Origin of the sequence: Pseudomonas alkylphenolica, from assembly GCF_004025535.1 — a bacterium.
GTDB lineage: Bacteria > Pseudomonadota > Gammaproteobacteria > Pseudomonadales > Pseudomonadaceae > Aquipseudomonas > Aquipseudomonas alkylphenolica_A.
This window is the reverse complement of sequence record NZ_QJRG01000048.1, coordinates 501,176-516,744: the sequence shown is the minus strand read 5'-3', so window position 1 is coordinate 516,744 and position 15,569 is coordinate 501,176. Positions and strand designations below refer to the sequence as shown.

General features: G+C 62.6%; 15 protein-coding genes. 11 read left to right on the top strand and 4 right to left on the bottom strand.

What is annotated here, in order from left to right; all coding sequences use genetic code 11:
• Window positions 1-17: 17 nt before the first annotated feature.
• The gene (locus DM813_RS22860; protein WP_128325671.1) at window positions 18-1,304 is read right to left on the bottom strand and encodes a leucine-rich repeat-containing protein kinase family protein; all 1,287 of its coding nucleotides are present in this window, start codon (window positions 1,302-1,304) and stop codon (window positions 18-20) included.
• Window positions 1,305-1,514: 210 nt separating this feature from the next.
• Between DM813_RS22860 and DM813_RS22855 the strand changes: the two genes are divergently transcribed.
• Window positions 1,515-3,404 (top strand): propionyl-CoA synthetase, encoded by a 1,890-nt coding sequence (locus tag DM813_RS22855; RefSeq protein WP_128325670.1) that lies wholly within the window; start codon window positions 1,515-1,517, stop codon window positions 3,402-3,404.
• A 21-nt stretch (window positions 3,405-3,425) separates the two neighbouring features.
• Here the strand turns inward: DM813_RS22855 and zapE are convergent, their stop codons facing one another.
• On the bottom strand, window positions 3,426-4,541 hold the full coding sequence (zapE, locus tag DM813_RS22850) for a cell division protein ZapE (RefSeq protein WP_431312002.1): 1,116 nt from the start codon (window positions 4,539-4,541) through the stop codon (window positions 3,426-3,428).
• A gap of 161 nt (window positions 4,542-4,702) precedes the next feature.
• Here zapE and DM813_RS22845 point away from each other — a divergent pair, with 161 nt between their 5' ends.
• The 8 genes from DM813_RS22845 to DM813_RS22810 all read left to right on the top strand — a co-directional run bounded on the left by DM813_RS22845 (window position 4,703) and on the right by DM813_RS22810 (window position 12,869).
• A complete protein-coding gene (locus DM813_RS22845) occupies window positions 4,703-5,230 on the top strand; it encodes a Csu type fimbrial protein (RefSeq protein ID WP_128325669.1) in 528 nt (175 codons plus the stop codon).
• Between the two features lie 36 nt (window positions 5,231-5,266).
• Complete coding sequence (locus tag DM813_RS22840) at window positions 5,267-5,797, top strand: Csu type fimbrial protein (protein WP_128325668.1); 531 nt, start codon at window positions 5,267-5,269, stop codon at window positions 5,795-5,797.
• Window positions 5,798-5,814: 17 nt separating this feature from the next.
• Window positions 5,815-6,348: a Csu type fimbrial protein gene (locus DM813_RS22835; protein ID WP_128325667.1), complete on the top strand. Its 534-nt coding sequence runs from the start codon at window positions 5,815-5,817 to the stop codon at window positions 6,346-6,348.
• Between the two features lie 24 nt (window positions 6,349-6,372).
• A complete protein-coding gene (locus tag DM813_RS22830) occupies window positions 6,373-6,855 on the top strand; it encodes a Csu type fimbrial protein (protein WP_241653237.1) in 483 nt (160 codons plus the stop codon).
• A gap of 41 nt (window positions 6,856-6,896) precedes the next feature.
• A complete protein-coding gene (locus DM813_RS22825; protein WP_128325665.1) occupies window positions 6,897-7,688 on the top strand; it encodes a fimbrial biogenesis chaperone in 792 nt (263 codons plus the stop codon).
• A gap of 119 nt (window positions 7,689-7,807) precedes the next feature.
• A complete protein-coding gene (locus DM813_RS22820) occupies window positions 7,808-10,102 on the top strand; it encodes a fimbria/pilus outer membrane usher protein (RefSeq protein ID WP_128325814.1) in 2,295 nt (764 codons plus the stop codon).
• Window positions 10,099-11,070 carry a Csu type fimbrial protein gene (locus DM813_RS22815; protein WP_128325664.1) on the top strand — a complete coding sequence of 324 codons (972 nt, stop codon included), beginning with the start codon at window positions 10,099-10,101 and terminating at the stop codon, window positions 11,068-11,070. The genes DM813_RS22820 and DM813_RS22815 overlap by 4 nt, the downstream gene beginning before the upstream one ends.
• A gap of 206 nt (window positions 11,071-11,276) precedes the next feature.
• Window positions 11,277-12,869 carry a sensor histidine kinase gene (locus tag DM813_RS22810; RefSeq protein WP_128325663.1) on the top strand — a complete coding sequence of 531 codons (1,593 nt, stop codon included), beginning with the start codon at window positions 11,277-11,279 and terminating at the stop codon, window positions 12,867-12,869.
• A 123-nt stretch (window positions 12,870-12,992) separates the two neighbouring features.
• On the opposite strand, the gene DM813_RS22805 is transcribed toward DM813_RS22810, so the two are convergent.
• Together DM813_RS22805 and DM813_RS22800 are read right to left on the bottom strand one after the other, a co-directional pair.
• On the bottom strand, window positions 12,993-13,325 hold the full coding sequence (locus DM813_RS22805) for a YegP family protein (RefSeq protein ID WP_128325662.1): 333 nt from the start codon (window positions 13,323-13,325) through the stop codon (window positions 12,993-12,995).
• Window positions 13,326-13,437: 112 nt separating this feature from the next.
• Window positions 13,438-14,355, bottom strand: a complete 918-nt coding sequence (locus DM813_RS22800; protein ID WP_128325661.1) for a LysR family transcriptional regulator — start codon at window positions 14,353-14,355, stop codon at window positions 13,438-13,440.
• Window positions 14,356-14,472: 117 nt separating this feature from the next.
• Between DM813_RS22800 and DM813_RS22795 the strand changes: the two genes are divergently transcribed.
• Both DM813_RS22795 and DM813_RS22790 read left to right on the top strand, forming a co-directional pair.
• Window positions 14,473-15,228 (top strand): 5-oxoprolinase subunit PxpA, encoded by a 756-nt coding sequence (locus DM813_RS22795; protein WP_128325660.1) that lies wholly within the window; start codon window positions 14,473-14,475, stop codon window positions 15,226-15,228.
• A 90-nt stretch (window positions 15,229-15,318) separates the two neighbouring features.
• Window positions 15,319-15,564 carry an acetyl-CoA carboxylase gene (locus DM813_RS22790; protein WP_128325659.1) on the top strand — a complete coding sequence of 82 codons (246 nt, stop codon included), beginning with the start codon at window positions 15,319-15,321 and terminating at the stop codon, window positions 15,562-15,564.
• The last annotated feature ends 5 nt before the right edge of the window (window positions 15,565-15,569 follow it).

Below are 15,569 nucleotides of genomic sequence, written 5' to 3'. Positions count from 1 at the left end.
CTGCCGACGATGGAGGGTCAGCTCAAGCGCTGGCAGACTTCGGCAAACCCCGGTCGCAGCTGTACTTCGGGCTGCACACAGTCGCGTTGCAACGCCTGCAACGCCTCGCATTGCGTCTCGCAACGTGACAGCAGTTCCCCCAGCAATACCCCGAATGCCAATACCTCGATTCGCTGCAATGCGGCCGCTGTAGCGCTGCCGTCCTGCGGGTAAAACGACGCTGCACCAAAATCGCCGAGCAGGCAGTCGCCGTGTTCGTCGCAAAGGATGTTGTGCGCGTAGAGGTCGCCGTGGGCAATGCCATGGCCGTGCAAATGCGCGCCTACCGAGGCAACGGCGGTCGCCAGGCGGGTGACGCTGGAAAGGCTCAGGCGCTGCGCCTCGCGGTAGGTGTCGCGGGTGCAGGATGCCAGGCTCGGTGGCCCAGCCAGGTTGAACCAGCTCGGGTCGATCAATTGCATCACCAGCGCCGGCAGTTGCTCGGGATGGTTGTCGATACGCCCGGCCAGGCGTACCAGTTGCGGATGATCGCCCGCGGCGATACAGGCGGCCATCTCGTTCAGCGGCGAGCCATCGCTGGTCATCTGCCCTTTGTACAGCTTGACTGCCACGGGCTCATCCTGCTCGCGCCAGCGGGCCTGATGGATCACCCCGGAAGCACCCTGGCCCAGCACCTGGGCCAGGCGCACGTGTTGCCAGTCGATGCGCGGGCAATCACCTGGCTCCTCAGGTGCGCAGAAGGGCGCTGGCAGCGGGTTGCCGGCATACGCCAGCCAGGCCAGGCGCGGCATCTTCAGCAACCACTCCGGCAAGGCCGGCAGCTGGTTGGCGGCAATGCGCATCAGCTCAAGCTTCTGACAGCGCGCCAGGCTTGCGGGCAACGACTGCAGGCGGTTGCCGGCCAGCATGATCTTTTGCAGGTCTGCACAGTCGCCCAGTGCTTCGGGCAATTCGGTCAGGCAGTTGTCCGTCAGGATCAAGGCGCGCAACCGCCTGGGCAAGGCGTTCGGGCTCAGTTGCCCGATCTGGTTGCTTTTGAACCCGACCACTTCCAGCGCCGGGCACTGGCCGACGCCTTCGGGCACGTGGGTAAAGAGGTTGTTCGAGCAGAACAATACCTTGAGCCGGTGCAGGCGCCCCAGGTCATCCGGCAGGGCGCTGAGGCGATTGCCGGTCAGGTCGAGGATTTCCAGGCTGTCGGCCAGGTCGAAGATTTCCCGTGGGAACTGTTCCAGCTCGTCGCTCAGATTGAGCCGGGTGATGCCGGCCAGTCGGCCCATCTTGAGATCGGTGAGGGTGTGCATGTGGAGAACGCAGGTCCGATAAAAAAGCGGCCGCCATGATAGCGGAATCGGTCCGTAGCAGGTGATTTCAGTGCCCGCCAGTCATCCGTTGGGGTGGAGCATGCATTTGTGCACATCCGATGAGACTTAAGTCATATGGCAGGCTCGCCACACAAGTCCATACTCGACTCTCGCCCTTTTAAATAACAACAAGTTCAGGGTTCAGTATCGATGACTTATCAGCACAGCTACGCCCATTCCATCGCCGATCCTGCTGCATTCTGGGCCGAACAGGCCGAGCGCCTGGCCTGGTACCGCAAGCCGCTGCAGACCCTCAGTGAAAACGCCGATGGCACCCACCAGTGGTTTGCCGACGGGCACCTCAACAGCTGCTACCTGGCGCTGGATCACCAGATCGAGCAGGGGCGTGGCGAGCAGACCGCCCTGATCTACGACTCGCCGGTAACCGGCAGCCAGCAACAGTTTACCTACGTGCAACTGCGCGACGAGGTGGCCCGTCTGGCCGGGCTGCTGCGCGAGCTGGGGGTGAAGAAGGGCGACGGCGTCATCATCTATATGCCCATGGTGCCTCAAGCGGCCATGGCCATGCTGGCCTGCGCGCGGATTGGTGCGGTGCACTCGGTGGTGTTTGGTGGCTTTGCGGCCAACGAGCTGGCCCTGCGTATCGACGATGCCCGGCCGACCTTGCTGCTGACGGCATCGTGCGGGCTGGAGTTCGACCGGGTGATCGAATACAAGCCACTGGTCGATCGCGCCCTGCAACTGGCCAGCCATCAGCCGCGCAAGGTGCTGGTGCTGCAGCGCCCCCACGCCACGGCGACCCTGGTCGAGGGACGCGATCTGGACTGGCAAAGCGCCGTGGCCACTGCCAGCCCGGTGGCGCCTGTCGAACTGGCAGCGGCTGATCCGCTGTACATCATGTACACCTCCGGTACCACCGGCAAACCCAAAGGCATCGTCCGCGAGAACGGCGGCAACGCTGTGGCCCTGGGGTATGCCATGCGCCATATCTACGGCATGCAGGCGGGCGATATCTGGTGGGGCATTTCCGATGTCGGCTGGGTGGTCGGCCATTCGCTTATTGTTTACGGCCCTCTCATGAACGGCTGTACCACGGTGTTCTACGAGGGCAAGCCGATCCGCACACCCGACGCCGGCGCCTATTGGCGGGTAGTCGAGCAGTACCGGGTCAACGGCCTGTTCTGCGCGCCAACGGCCATGCGTGCGATCCGCAAGGAAGATCCCAACGGCGAACTGCTGCGCCGTTACGACCTCAGTTCCCTGCGCCAGCTGTTCCTGGCGGGCGAAAAGCTCGATTCCAGCACCCATCAATGGCTGGAGTCGGTCAGCGGCAAGGCGGTGCACGATCACTGGTGGCAAACCGAAACCGGCTGGCCGGTGACCGCGCCCTGTGTCGGCCTCGACGGTAGCGCAGCGCGCCCGGGCTCAAGCAACCGGGCGGTGCCGGGCTACAACGTGCGCGTGCTGGATGACGACGGTCAACTGCTGGACGCCAACCAGCAAGGCGCCATTGTCATTGCCCTGCCGTTGCCGCCGGGGTGCAGCCAGACCCTGTGGGGCGATCACCAGCGCTACCTGGACGCTTACCTGACAACCTACCCGGGCTACTACCACACCGGCGATGGTGGCTACCTCGATGACGACGGGTTCGTCTACATCATGGGGCGCACCGACGACGTCATCAACGTCTCCGGTCATCGCCTGTCGACCGGCGAAATGGAGGACCTGGTCGCCCGTCACAGCGCTGTGGCCGAGTGTGCGGTGATCGGCGTGCATGACGACATCAAGGGCCAGGTGCCACTGGCGCTGGTGGTGCTCAAGGACGGGCAGGGCATCAGCGAGGCCGCGCTGCAAAGCGAGCTGGTAGCCAGCGTGCGCGAGCACATCGGGGCCCTGGCCTGCTTCAACCAGGTGCGGGTGGTCAAGCGCCTGCCCAAGACCCGCTCCGGCAAGATCCTGCGTGCGGTGCTGCGGAAAATCGCCGACCAGCAGGCTTACACCCCGCCGTCGACCCTGGATGACCCGGCGGTGCTGGGTGAAATCGAAGCCGTGCTGGCCTGCTTCGCCCGTACGGCCTGAGTGCACGCGTCTGCCCGGTGATCAGGCCGGGCAGGTGGCGTGTTGTGTCTGCCTGAGCTGGCCCAGGCGGCTGCGGGTGCGCGCCAGATCACTGGCCGAACCGCGCAGGCTCTGTGCCAGTGGCGCCGCACCGATCAGCACCAGGTGTTTGTCCTGGTCATAGAGCACATCCACCAGGTTGATAAAACGCTGCTGCTCGGCAATCGAGCAGTCTTCAAGGCACGGCAGCCCGTCGATGATCCAGTGGTCGAAACGCGCCACCAGCGCTAGGTAATCAATCACAGCGGTGGCCTGCTCGCACAGCTGGGCGAAGCTGAACCCCACGGTATTGCCCTGGATAAAGCTGGCCTGCAACTGGCGCTTGCCTACCTGCAACGGGAGTGAGGTGTTCGTCGGTGGTGGCAGGTTCAGTGCCTTACGCTGCTCGGGGTGGCCCGGCCAAAGGTAGTGCCCCTGGGTAAATCGCTGCTGGCCGGCATTGCCTGGCAAGCTGCGAAAATCCTGCTCGCCGCCTACTTCCAGTACCTGCATCTGGCTGTTGATCAGGCGGATCACGGGTTCGAAGCGCTGGTGGTAGAGGGGGTTGGGCAGCAGCCCCTGCGGTGCATAGTTCGATGTCACCAGAACAAAGATGCGCCGTTCGAACAACGCCTGGAACAGGCGGGTGATCAGCATGGCGTCGCCGATGTCGTGCACATGAAACTCGTCGAAGCACAGCACCTGGCACTCCATCAGCAACTCATCCAGGGTGCAGGCCAGCGCGTCTTCCTCGGCGCGGTGCTCGAACATGCCCTCGTGCAGGCGCGCAAAGAAGTCATGGAAATGCAGGCGGCGCTTGTGCGCTGAGGGCAAGCACTGAAAGAACCCGTCCAGCAGCCAACTCTTGCCGCGCCCGACCGCGCCATAGAGGTACAGGCTGCGAGCCTGGCCGCTGCCCAATCGTTCGGCCTGGACGGCCATGCAGTCGATCACCTGCAACTGGCCAGGGCTCAAGGTGAAGCCCTGGGCCGCGGCTTTTTCGCGAAAATACTGACGAACGGTGGAATTCTGACCGGCGGCGTCAACGGAACGATCACCAAAAAATTGGCGCATGGTGCGCAGCGGCGAACGCATCCAGGAAGGCGGAAGGGCAGGCAAAACGGGCTCCTTGGGGGTAGCGGGCAATGTGCACCCGCTTGAGCGAAGGCGGCTAATTTACCCAATATGTACTGCCCTGTACATTTTTCCGCCGGCTGGCGGCTTCCCCCTCGGCTGCTACCCTCACGGTCACAACAAGTCTGTGGTGAAAGGACGGGATGGTGAAGGGACGTTCTCTGGTGGCGTTACTCTGGCTGGTCATTGCCGACAGCGCAGCCGGCGCCGAATTCATGGTTGAAGTCAAAGTGGACGTACAGCGCGGGTGTGTACTGGTTCATCAGCCCCGCGATGCCGGCGCTCAGGCGGTCGGCGTACTCGACTTCGGTACCACCGCACGCCTGGATGACCCCGCCGGTCCTCTCACCAGTCAGCTGTTGAGCCAGCGCCCCCCGCGTCTTGAATGCAACCCGGACACCAGTTACCAGATCGCGGTTGATGCCGGCCAGCACGGTGGCGTCGGCGAGGTGCGCTACCTGGCTAGCAACCAGCCTGCGTCACGCCCCATTCCCTATCGTCTGTATCAGGACCCCGCCTGGCGCGTGCCGTTGCCGGTCGGTGAGGTCCAGCATGCCCGGGTGCCTTCCAGCGGATCGGCAGCGCTGCCGCTGTACGCCCGGATCGACCGATTGGCCGAGGTGCCCGCCGTAGGGCGCTACTCGGACCTGCTTAAAGTAACCGTCACCTGGTGAGCGCTTGACCAGGTCACTGCTAAAGGAACTGGCAGTATGAACAGCGTATTGATGCTGGGTATCGGCCCTTTGTTGCTGGTGGCACCCGATGCCCTGGCGGCCATGACCGGGCACATACAGGCGCAGTTGGTCATCAGCGCCGCGTGCCAGATCAGCGGTGAACCCGGTGGCAGTATCGAGCCGTCAGGGGCAGGGGTGCTGGACTTCGGCAGTCAGGGCCCAAGCTGGGTCAACCCGTTGCATTCACGCCTGGACGAAGTGGCCGGTGACGGCCGCCTGCAGGTGCGCTGCAACCCGTCGGTACGCGCCTTCACCGTGAGCATCAACGGTGGCGCCAACGGTGACGGCGCCACCCGCCGCTTGAGCAACGGCCGCGAGCTGATCGCCTACCAGCTCTCCGCCGACCCCTCGGGCCGCGCCCGCTACGGCATCGGCCAGCAACGGAATTTTTCCGTCAGTAGCGCCGCGCAAATCCCCATACCCATTTATGGCGCGGTCGTCGCCCATCCCAAGGCGCTGCCGGCCGGCATCTACCGCGACACCCTGATGGTGACCCTGGACTGGTAACACGCAAGGAGAGACTCATGCAGCCGATCATATCCCGCTTCATTTACGCCGGTATTGGCCTGGCACTGTGTACGCAAGCCCAGGCGGCGACCGTCACCGGGCAGATCAACTCGACCCTGACGCTGATTGCCAGCTGTCAGGTCAATGGTGCCACCGGCAGCACCGGGGTGAACTTCGGGGCATTGAACTTCGGTACCCAGGATGCGCTGTTCACCCAGGCACCCGCGCAGGTGCTGGGCGGTGGCGGCGGGGCGATGAGCATCCTCTGCTCCAGTGGCACGGTACCGGTGGTGAAAATCGGCACCGGCGCCCACGACTCGCAATCCGCAGGCGGTACCCGGGCATTGGCTGACGGCGCGGGCAACTTTGTGCCCTACGACTTCTACACCGACGCTGGTCATTCGCAACTGCTGGCAATCAACGGCACGATCACCCTGCCGACCAGCACCGGTGTGGCGCAGTCGGTCAACCTCTATGGCCTGGCCAAGGGCAAGGCCGGCCTGCCTGCAGGGGTTTACACCGACACGGTGAGCGTCGAGCTGAGCTTTTGAGGCATGTTGCGCACCCTGCAAGGGATGCTGACGGCGTTGCTGTGCGGGTTGCCTGCGCCGGCGCCGGGGGACACCACCAGTACCTTTCAGGTCAGTGCCCAGGTCGTGGCCGGCTGCCTGGTGCTGGGCGGGGTGAGCAATTATGGCAACCTCGATTTTGGCAGCGTTTCGGCACTGCTCACTGGCCCGGTGACGACCGCACTCAGTGGCACCACGGTGACCTTGCAGTGCACCCCGGGCATGGCGCTGAACATGAGTATCGATGCCGGGCAAAACAGTGCCAGCGCCAGCCGCAATCTCAAGCGCACCACCGGCACGCAACTGGTCGCCTACCAGCTGTTTCGCGATGCCGGGTTCAGCCAGTCCCTTGGCATCAATCAAAGCGTGGCTGTGACGTACAGCGATGCCAACACCATCAAGCTGCCGGTGTACGCACGGGCGCAACTGCCTGGCAACTTGCCGGCTGGCACCTACACCGATGTTGTGCAAGTAACCCTGACCTGGTGAATGGGTCTATCGGCAAGCGCAAGTAACCAAGGAGGTTATGCATGAGGCTATGTGCAGGTACGCGCCATGGAACGATCAAGTTGCTCGGCTGCACCCTGGCCCTGTTGTGTACGGCGCCGTTGCAGGCGGCAACTTCGGTGCTGATCTGGCCGATCGATCCGGTGCTTGAAGCGGAGCAGAAAGCCGGGGCGTTGTGGCTGGAAAACCGCGGTACGGCACCGGCCAACCTGCAGGTGCGGGTATTTGCCTGGCGCCAGGGCGACTACGACGATCAGTACCAGGCGCAGCGCGAGATCATCGGCAGCCCGCCCGTAGCAAACATCGCCCCGGGACAAAAGCAACTGATCCGCCTGACCCGCACCGGCGCATCGCCCGTGGGCCAGGAGCAAGCCTACCGGATCATCATCGATGAGATTCCGCCGGCCTTGCCAGACGCGACCGCTGCCGACACGCCGCAAGCGGCCATCCGTTTTCAGATGCGATATTCGGTGCCCTTGTTTGTCTACGGCCAGGGGCTGTGGGGCAAAGCCGATGCCAGCGGCCAGCGCGACTCAAGTGGTGTCGGCAAGCCGGCGCTGACCTGGCGCCAGGTGTCGGTGCAGGGCCGCCCTTATGTGGAAATTCGCAACACCGGGCCTGTGCATGCACGCCTGACGGACGTGGTGCTGCAACAGGGCGGGCAGCAACGGCCGCTGGTGGAAGGCCTGCTCGGTTACGTATTGCCCGGCGCCAGCATGCGCTGGCCGCTGCCGCAAGCAGTGAGCGCGGCATCGGTACTCAAGGGACGGGTCAACGGGCAGGAGCCGGCGCAGACCCTCAGTCAGGGGCAATGAACAGCCGCTGATTGCGCAGTCACTGGGGCCAGGGAGGACCCGGTAATGGATGGATACGGTGTGTGAGTATTTTTTCAGTCACGCCACGCCCTCTGGCGCTGACGGCCTGTGCGCTGCTGATGCTGGGCAACGGTCCGTTGCTGGCAAGCGGGCTGCCTCCGCCGCCGCCGACACTGGAAGCGGTGGGCGAGGTCCAGTTGTACCTGGAACTGGTGGTCAACCAGATGAGTAGTACGGCGTTGGTGGCGGTGCAGCAGCGGGGCGGTCGTTTGTACATGGCGACCGTCGACCTGCAGGCGGCTGGCGTTCAGGTACCGGGCCTCACGGCCGCGGAAGTGGCACTGGACAGTGTCGACGGCCTGCACAGCGAGTACGACAGCCAGGGGCAGCGCCTGCTTGTTCAGGTACCCGCGGCCTGGTTGCCGCGCCAGGCCATCGGCAATCGCCAGCTGGCCCCGGCCAGTGATGCGCGCAGCAGTTTTGGTGCGCTGTTCAACTATGACCTGTACTACAACGATACCGACAATGGCGGCAGCTACCTGGCGGCGTGGAACGAACTGCGCCTGTTTGACAGCTGGGGCACGCTGTCGAGCACCGGACAGTGGCGCCAGGCCTTGGGCGGCAGCCAGTTCGATGACAGCCAGACCGGTTTTCGCCGCTATGACACCACCTGGCGCTACAGCGACGAGCCGCGCCTGCTGACCTGGGAGGTGGGCGACGTACTGAGCGGCGCGTTGCCCTGGACCAGCTCGGTACGCCTGGGCGGCGTGCAGCTGTCGCGCGATTTTGGCGTGCGCCCGGATCTGGTCACCTATCCCTTGCCGGCCTTCGCCGGTGAGGCAGCAGTGCCCTCGTCGCTGGACCTGTTCATCAATGGCTACAAGAGCGCCAGTGCCGAACTGCAGCCAGGCCCCTACACCCTGACCAATGTTCCGTTCATCAATGGCGCCGGTGAAGCGGTAGTGGTGACCACCGATGCCTTGGGTCGGCAGGTGTCGACGACCTTGCCGTTTTACGTCACCAGCAGTTTGCTGCAACAGGGCCTTAGTGATTTTTCCGTGGCCGCCGGCAGCCTGCGCCGTGACTACGCCTTGCGCGACTTTGTCTATGGTCCAGGCGTAACCGCCGCCAGCCTGCGCTATGGGGTGAGTGACCGCTTCACCCTGGAAAGCCATGCCGAGGCGTCCGAGTCACTGGCTCTGGGCGGCGTGGGTGGCAACCTTCAGGTAGGCAACTGGGGGGTGGTCAACAGTGCCGTCAGCCAAAGCCGCTTTGACGGTCGCAGCGGTCAGCAATTGAGCCTGGGCTACCAGTACAACAGCCCGCGCCTGGGCTTCAACTACCAGCGCTTGCAGCGACGTGGCGACTACGCCGACCTGTCGCTGCTCGACAGTCCCTATACACGCCTGAGCCAGCGCAGCGAGCAGGTCACCCTGAGCCTCAACCTTGATCGTTATGGCAGCCTTGGCGCGGGCTACTTCGATGTGCGCGCCGGTGACAACAGCCGCACCCGGTTGATCAACCTGAGCTGGAGCAAGCCGCTGTGGGGCAACAGCAGCGTCTACCTGTCGGCCAACCGCGAGATCGGCGACAGCCAATGGGCGGTGCAGGCGCAGTGGGTGATTCCGTTCGACCTGCGCGGCACCTTGAGCATGAGCGTGGAACGTAACCAGAGCGGTGAAAACCTGCAGCGGGTCAATTACAGCCGCGCGGTGCCGGCAGAAGGCGGCGTGGGCTTCAATCTGGGTTACGCCGATGGCGACCGCGAGGCCTATCGACAGGCCGATCTGACCTGGCGCCTGCAATCGGTGCAGCTGCAGGCGGGCGCCTATGGCAGCAGCGGGGATACCACGCGCTGGGCGGATGCCAGCGGCTCGCTGGTGTGGATGGATGCCGGGGTATTTGCCGCCAACCGCATCGACGATGCCTTTGTAGTGGTCAGCACGGATGGCTTTGCCGATGTACCGGTGCGCTATGAAAACCAGCTGATCGGCCGCACCGACAGCAATGGGCATTTACTGGTGCCCTGGAGCAGCGGTTACTACCGGGGCAAGTATGAAGTCGACCCCATGGAGTTGCCCAGCACCGTGCAGGTGGCACAGGTTGAACAGCGCGTGGCGGTGCGCCGGGGCACTGGCTACCTGCTGGAGTTTCCAATGCGCAAGGTGATGGCGGCCAGCTTGCACCTGGTCGACGCGAACCAGCACGACCTGCCGTTGGGCAGCCAGGTGCTGCACGAGCAGAGCGGTGCGCGCACCGTGGTGGGCTGGGATGGCCTGGTGTACCTGGAAGGTCTGGCCGAACATAACAGCGTGGTGGTGCAGCGCACGGACGGCGGCAGTTGCCGGGTGCAGTTCAGCGTTGAGGGTGATCAGCAGCAAGTGCCGCTGCTTGGGCCCCTGGTGTGTCAATGAAGCGCCTGCTGGCGGCATTGACGTTGCTGGCCTGCAGCCAGGCGCAGGCCCTGTGCTCGGTGGTGGCGACACTGCCGGCGGCCTTTGGCTCGGTGAACTCGACACAGGTACGCACCGTCATCCAGTCGGCATCGACCACCAATGCCGGCCTGCAGTGCACCGGCTCGCTGCTCAGCCTGCTGGCTACCAATGACCACTTTTACGCCACCTTCACGCCGACGGGCTCCACCACCGGTCTGGTGGGGCCAAAGGGCGACGTGATCAATTACACCCTGTATGCCAATAACAGTACCAACTTCCCGATTACCCGGGGGCAGCCCTACGACTTTGCCCGTAACGGCATTATCGACGCCCTCGGGCTGCTCAATGGCACCTCGCCCAAAAGCGTGCCGATCTACCTGAAAACCCAGATCGGCAGCAACGTGGCGGCGGGGCTTTATCAGGAGACCTTCAGCGTATTGTGGGATATCAACTATTGCTATGGCATCGGCGCGCTTGGCATTTGCCTGGGGCGGCAAATCTTTCAGCAATCAACCACCTTCACCGTCAGCCTGACGGTGACCAACGACTGCCAGATCACCACGCCGGCGATCAACTTCGGCAGCGCACCGGTGATCAGCGGTTTCAGTGCGGTGAACCAGAGCGTCAGCCTGTCGTGTACCAAGGGCAGCAGCTACACCGTAGGGCTCAGTGACGGCCTGAATCCGTTGAGTGTGGGCGGGCGGCGGCGGATGAAGTCGAGTCAGGGCAACTTCATCAGCTACGACATCTTCAAAAGCGCGAGTGCCGTGCGCTGGGGTGTGCTGACCAGTGCCCGGCGGGCGAGCAGCGATGCCGACATCAACCCGGGGGCGGGTACCGGAACCGGCAGCCAGGTGTTCAACTACAACGCCAAGGTGTATGCCGACCAGACGACGCCACCGGCGGGGAGCTACCTGGACAGTGTGATCCTCGATGTCCTGTTCTGAGCCGACTGCGACAGACCGGGATAGTGGCCCCCGAACGGGTGCTGAAAAACCCCAAATACCCCCAAATGAGGGGATTTTCTGGGTGATGGATTAAGGCATGACGTCACCTGGGCTCAGGCGTCAGGGGCGACCGGGCTTGGCATGAAGCGTGCTAATTCCCTAGTCCACGTTGCAATAATCTTTCAAACTCTCGAGGTGTGAAGCGCATGCAGCCAATTCACGAGAGAAACCTGCAAGCCTCCGTGCTGCTGAAATCCGGCCGGGACGAAGGCGTCCGCTACGATAGCCCGCACACGCTCGGGCAGCCGCATGCAATCAGTGAGACCGAGGGTGCAAAGGAGGGATGGGGCAGAGCGCCATGGAGTCCTGACCTGCTGCCGTTGAAACGCATCGTCGCGTTCCTGAGCAAACTCAAAGAGGGTCGAAAACCTTCGCTACTGATCGGATCCAGCATAATTTTAGTCGCAATTGTATTTGGGCTTATTGCCAGCATCCTGATTATCAATACCGACACTCAGCGAAATACAACGCTGACTGCCAAGTTTATCCAGGCCTTGGGCGCGGTGGATACCGGTAACATGGGCTTGGCCGGTTATCAAACAAGCGACGTGCTTGACCCGCGCGAAGATGATGGCTTGTCTCAGGAAGCCCAGGTGAGTCGCCAGAAGTCCCGGCGCGCCTTTTTTGAAAGCCTGAGCAATATCGCCAAACAGCCGGATACGTTACTGATTAATGTCTATGCGCCAGACAAAGTCATTATCTGGTCCAGCAACCCAAAGTTGATCGGCCAGCGCTTCACTAACGACGAGGAACTTGAGGGCGCTGAATCCAGCAAGGATGGCGTCGTTGCCAGCTACCACCAGGTCAAGGAAAGTCGTAGCGAACAGCAGTTCACGCGCCAACCCAGCAGCATCTTTATCGAGAACTACATTCCGCTGGTCAATACCGCCGGGAAAGTTCCCTCCGTCGTTGAGTTCTATACCGCTCCGCCAGGCTGGCTGGCCAGTACCCGCTGGGGGAATCTGCTGGTTTGGCTTGCCTGCTCCATTGGCGCAGGGCTGATTTATCTGGGCCTGCTCTCGTTCACGGGCAAGCATGGCGGCCTGTTTTCTTCGAGAATTCAACAAAACATCGACAATGAAATGGCCGCCCTGCTTAACGAAGTATCCAGTGTGGTGGCGCACAACTTGCGCAACCCCCTCGCGGTGGTCCGCTCCAGTGCCGAGTTGGCCCTGGAGGTTGGTTCTCAGGCGGCCTGCAAAAACATCGGCGACATCATCAGTCAGGTCGATCGCATGTCAGCGTGGATCAAGGAACTGCACAGCGCGTCCACTTCGCTGAAAGGTGAAATCGGCAAGGTCGACCCGGTGGAGGCAGTGCTTGAGACCCTTCGCAACTTTGAGCAGCCATTGTGCACTGCCAATGTTCATGTGGAATTTTCAGCCAACGGCTCGCTACCGGTCACCGGTCATCACGCGTTGCTTGTGCAGATATTGAATAGCCTGGTGTCCAATGCCATTGATGCGATGCCCGAAGGCGGCGTGCTGTACATAGGCATCAATCAGCGCTCACTCAAGCGCTTGAACATTGTCCTTCGTGACACCGGCAAGGGCATGACCACCGCACAACAGAAAGCGCTGTTTCGGCCGCGTTGCTCCATCAAGCATGGCGGGTTTGGCATCGGTTTGATGTTGGTGAAACTGATCATGAAGCGCTTTGGCGGTCACGCCAGCCTGACCAGTAGCAAAAGCAAAGGGACAACGGTCAACCTGTGTTTTCGGACGGCAAGCAGTGATTAGTGGCGTATAAGCTTTCGGCGATGGGGGTGTCGCCGCCTGGCGGGTTACGCCGGGCCTCGCGGATAAATCCGCTCCTGCAGGTGGGGGGCAGGGGCGGGTTTATCCGAGAAGCGGCGCAATGCTTCAGGTGTTGTCTTTGACCGTTTTGCTGCTGCCGTTGATCTTCACCGAGGCAATGCCGGCATCGCGCGACTGTTCGGTGGTGTACAGCTGGCTGGTGCCAATGACCTGATGATTGGCGGCTTTGAGGTTGAAGTGGAATTTGCCATTGCTGGCCACTTTCTTTTCATAGCGTTCATCGGCCGCACTGTTGGCCTGGACCGAAGCGATGCCGCTTTCGGCAGAGGCCTTGGCCTTGTACAGCTCACTGGTAAGAATGGTTTCGCCATTGCCCGCCTTGAGAACAAAGCGGTACTGACCGTCACTGCTGGTGCTCAACTCGAACCAACCTGCCATGGGATCTCCTTATTTCGCAGCGATGAGTTGGGAGTGCTGCTTGCGCGCTGGCTAGCAGTGACGATTGAGTATGCTGAGCTTTGGGCGCTTGTCCAATGCCAGCCCAGGTGGCTTATCGCCGCACCACGGACTGCTGCGGGGTCAGGAAGGCTTCGTGAAAGTAATCCCGAAACGCTTGCATCGCCGGTGTGAACGCACGTTCACGGTGCCAGGCGAGGCCCACGCTCATTGGCGTTACCGGGTCGCTCAAGCCAACGGTTTCGATGCGTTTGCCTTCCAGCGACCACGGCCGGTGCACCAGGTCGGAGAGAATCGCCACGCCGCTGCCGTTGGCGACCATGCTGCGCACGGCCTCCACCGAGCTTGTGCGCACCCGCACCGAGGGTTGCTGGCCGACGTGTTCCCAGTAGCGCATGGCGCTTTGTTCGGCTTCATCGACGGTGAGCAGAATGTACGGCTCGCGGGCGACATCGGCGAGGCTTACCACCGTGCGTTCGCACAACGGATGATGGGCCGGCAGCCACAGCCGGCGTTCGGAATTGAACAAGGTCTCCGAGACGATATCCGGGTGGGTGAGGTTGGCGGTGAGCACCACGGCCATGTCGTAGTGGTCGTCGAGTAACCCTTGCTCGATGGCGCGACGTTCCTGTTCGTGCACCTCGATGGTCACGTCCGGATGCCAGTGGCCAAGGCGCTGCAGGTGGTGCGGCAGGAAGTAGCCGATCACGGTATAGCTGGCGGCCAGGCGCAGCTGGCCACTGGCACGGTGGTCGGGCAGGGGGCTGTTGAGCGCATCGTCGACACTGCGCTGGATCACGTAGGCACGATTGAGAAAATGCCGGCCCGCATCCGTCAGGGTCATGCCCTGGGCCGAACGCAGGAACAACGCCACGCCGAGCAGCGACTCGAGCTCCTTGATCGCGGTGGTCACGGCTGACTGCGAGATGTTCAGGTGAAGAGCGGCCTGGGAAATCTGGCCGATCTCGGCCGTGGCAACGAAGTAGCGGACCTGCCGCAATGTGAGGGACATGCTGCACCTTGGGGTATCTGTTTTTCAGAATACCGACCATCTGATAATAGATCTTCCCAAGGGGCAAGCAGAATTCTACTGTTCAGCCATCACGCGAATGAACGGGAGCACCCCTTGATGCACGCAGTCGATTTCAATTCGGACATGGGCGAAAGCTTCGGCCCGTGGACCATCGGTGACGGGGTGGACACCGAGCTGATGGCCTATATCAGTTCCGCCAACATCGCCACCGGCTTTCATGCCGGCGACCCCGGCACAATGCGCCGCACGCTGGAACAGGCCAAGCGCCTGAACGTAGCGGTCGGTGCCCACCCGGGCTTTCGCGACCTGGTAGGTTTCGGCCGCCGGCACATCAACGCACCGGCCCAGGAGCTGGTCGACGACATCTTCTACCAGCTGGGCGCCCTGCGTGAACTGGCACGGATTCAGGGCCTGAAGCTGCAGCACATCAAGCCGCACGGCGCGCTGTACATGCACCTGGCCCGTGATGAAGACGCTGCGCAGCTGTTTGTTGAAACCCTGCACCGTCTCGACCCGGCCCTGTTGCTGTATTGCATGCCCAACTCGGCCACCTGGCGTGTTGCCCGGGAACTGGGGCAGCCGACCGTACGAGAGTTCTACGCCGACCGTGAGTATGACCTGAGCGGCTCGATCGTCTTCACCCGCAACGTTCGTGCGCTTGACCCCGAGCAGGTGGCCGCACGCGTGGTGCGTGCCTGCCAGCAGGGCAAGGTGACCACAGTGGAAGGCCAGGACCTGGCCATCGAGTTCGACTCCATCTGCCTGCACAGCGACACCCCGGGGGCTCTGGCCCTGGTCCAGGCCACCCGCGCAGCGCTGGACGCCGCCGGCATACGGGTCACCACGCCGTGAGCCATTGATACCCGGCGCGCGTGTTCAGACCCGCGCACGCCTGTGAATTTTTACGCCTGCCTTTCTACAACTATTTCAAAAGGAACAGTCATGGCCGAGCAATCTGTCGTTACCCCACTCCCTGGGACGTTTTACCGTAAAGCCACCCCCGAATCGCCGTGCTTTGTCGAGCCTGGTGCCAGCGTCGGGCCAGACACCGTCATCGGCCTGATCGAGGTCATGAAACAGTTCTCGGAGCTGACCGCCGGCGTCAGCGGCGTCCTCGGCGCATTTCTGGTTGAGGATGGCGACCCGGTCGAACCCGGTCAGGTCATCGCTACCATCAACGCTGAGTAAGGGGG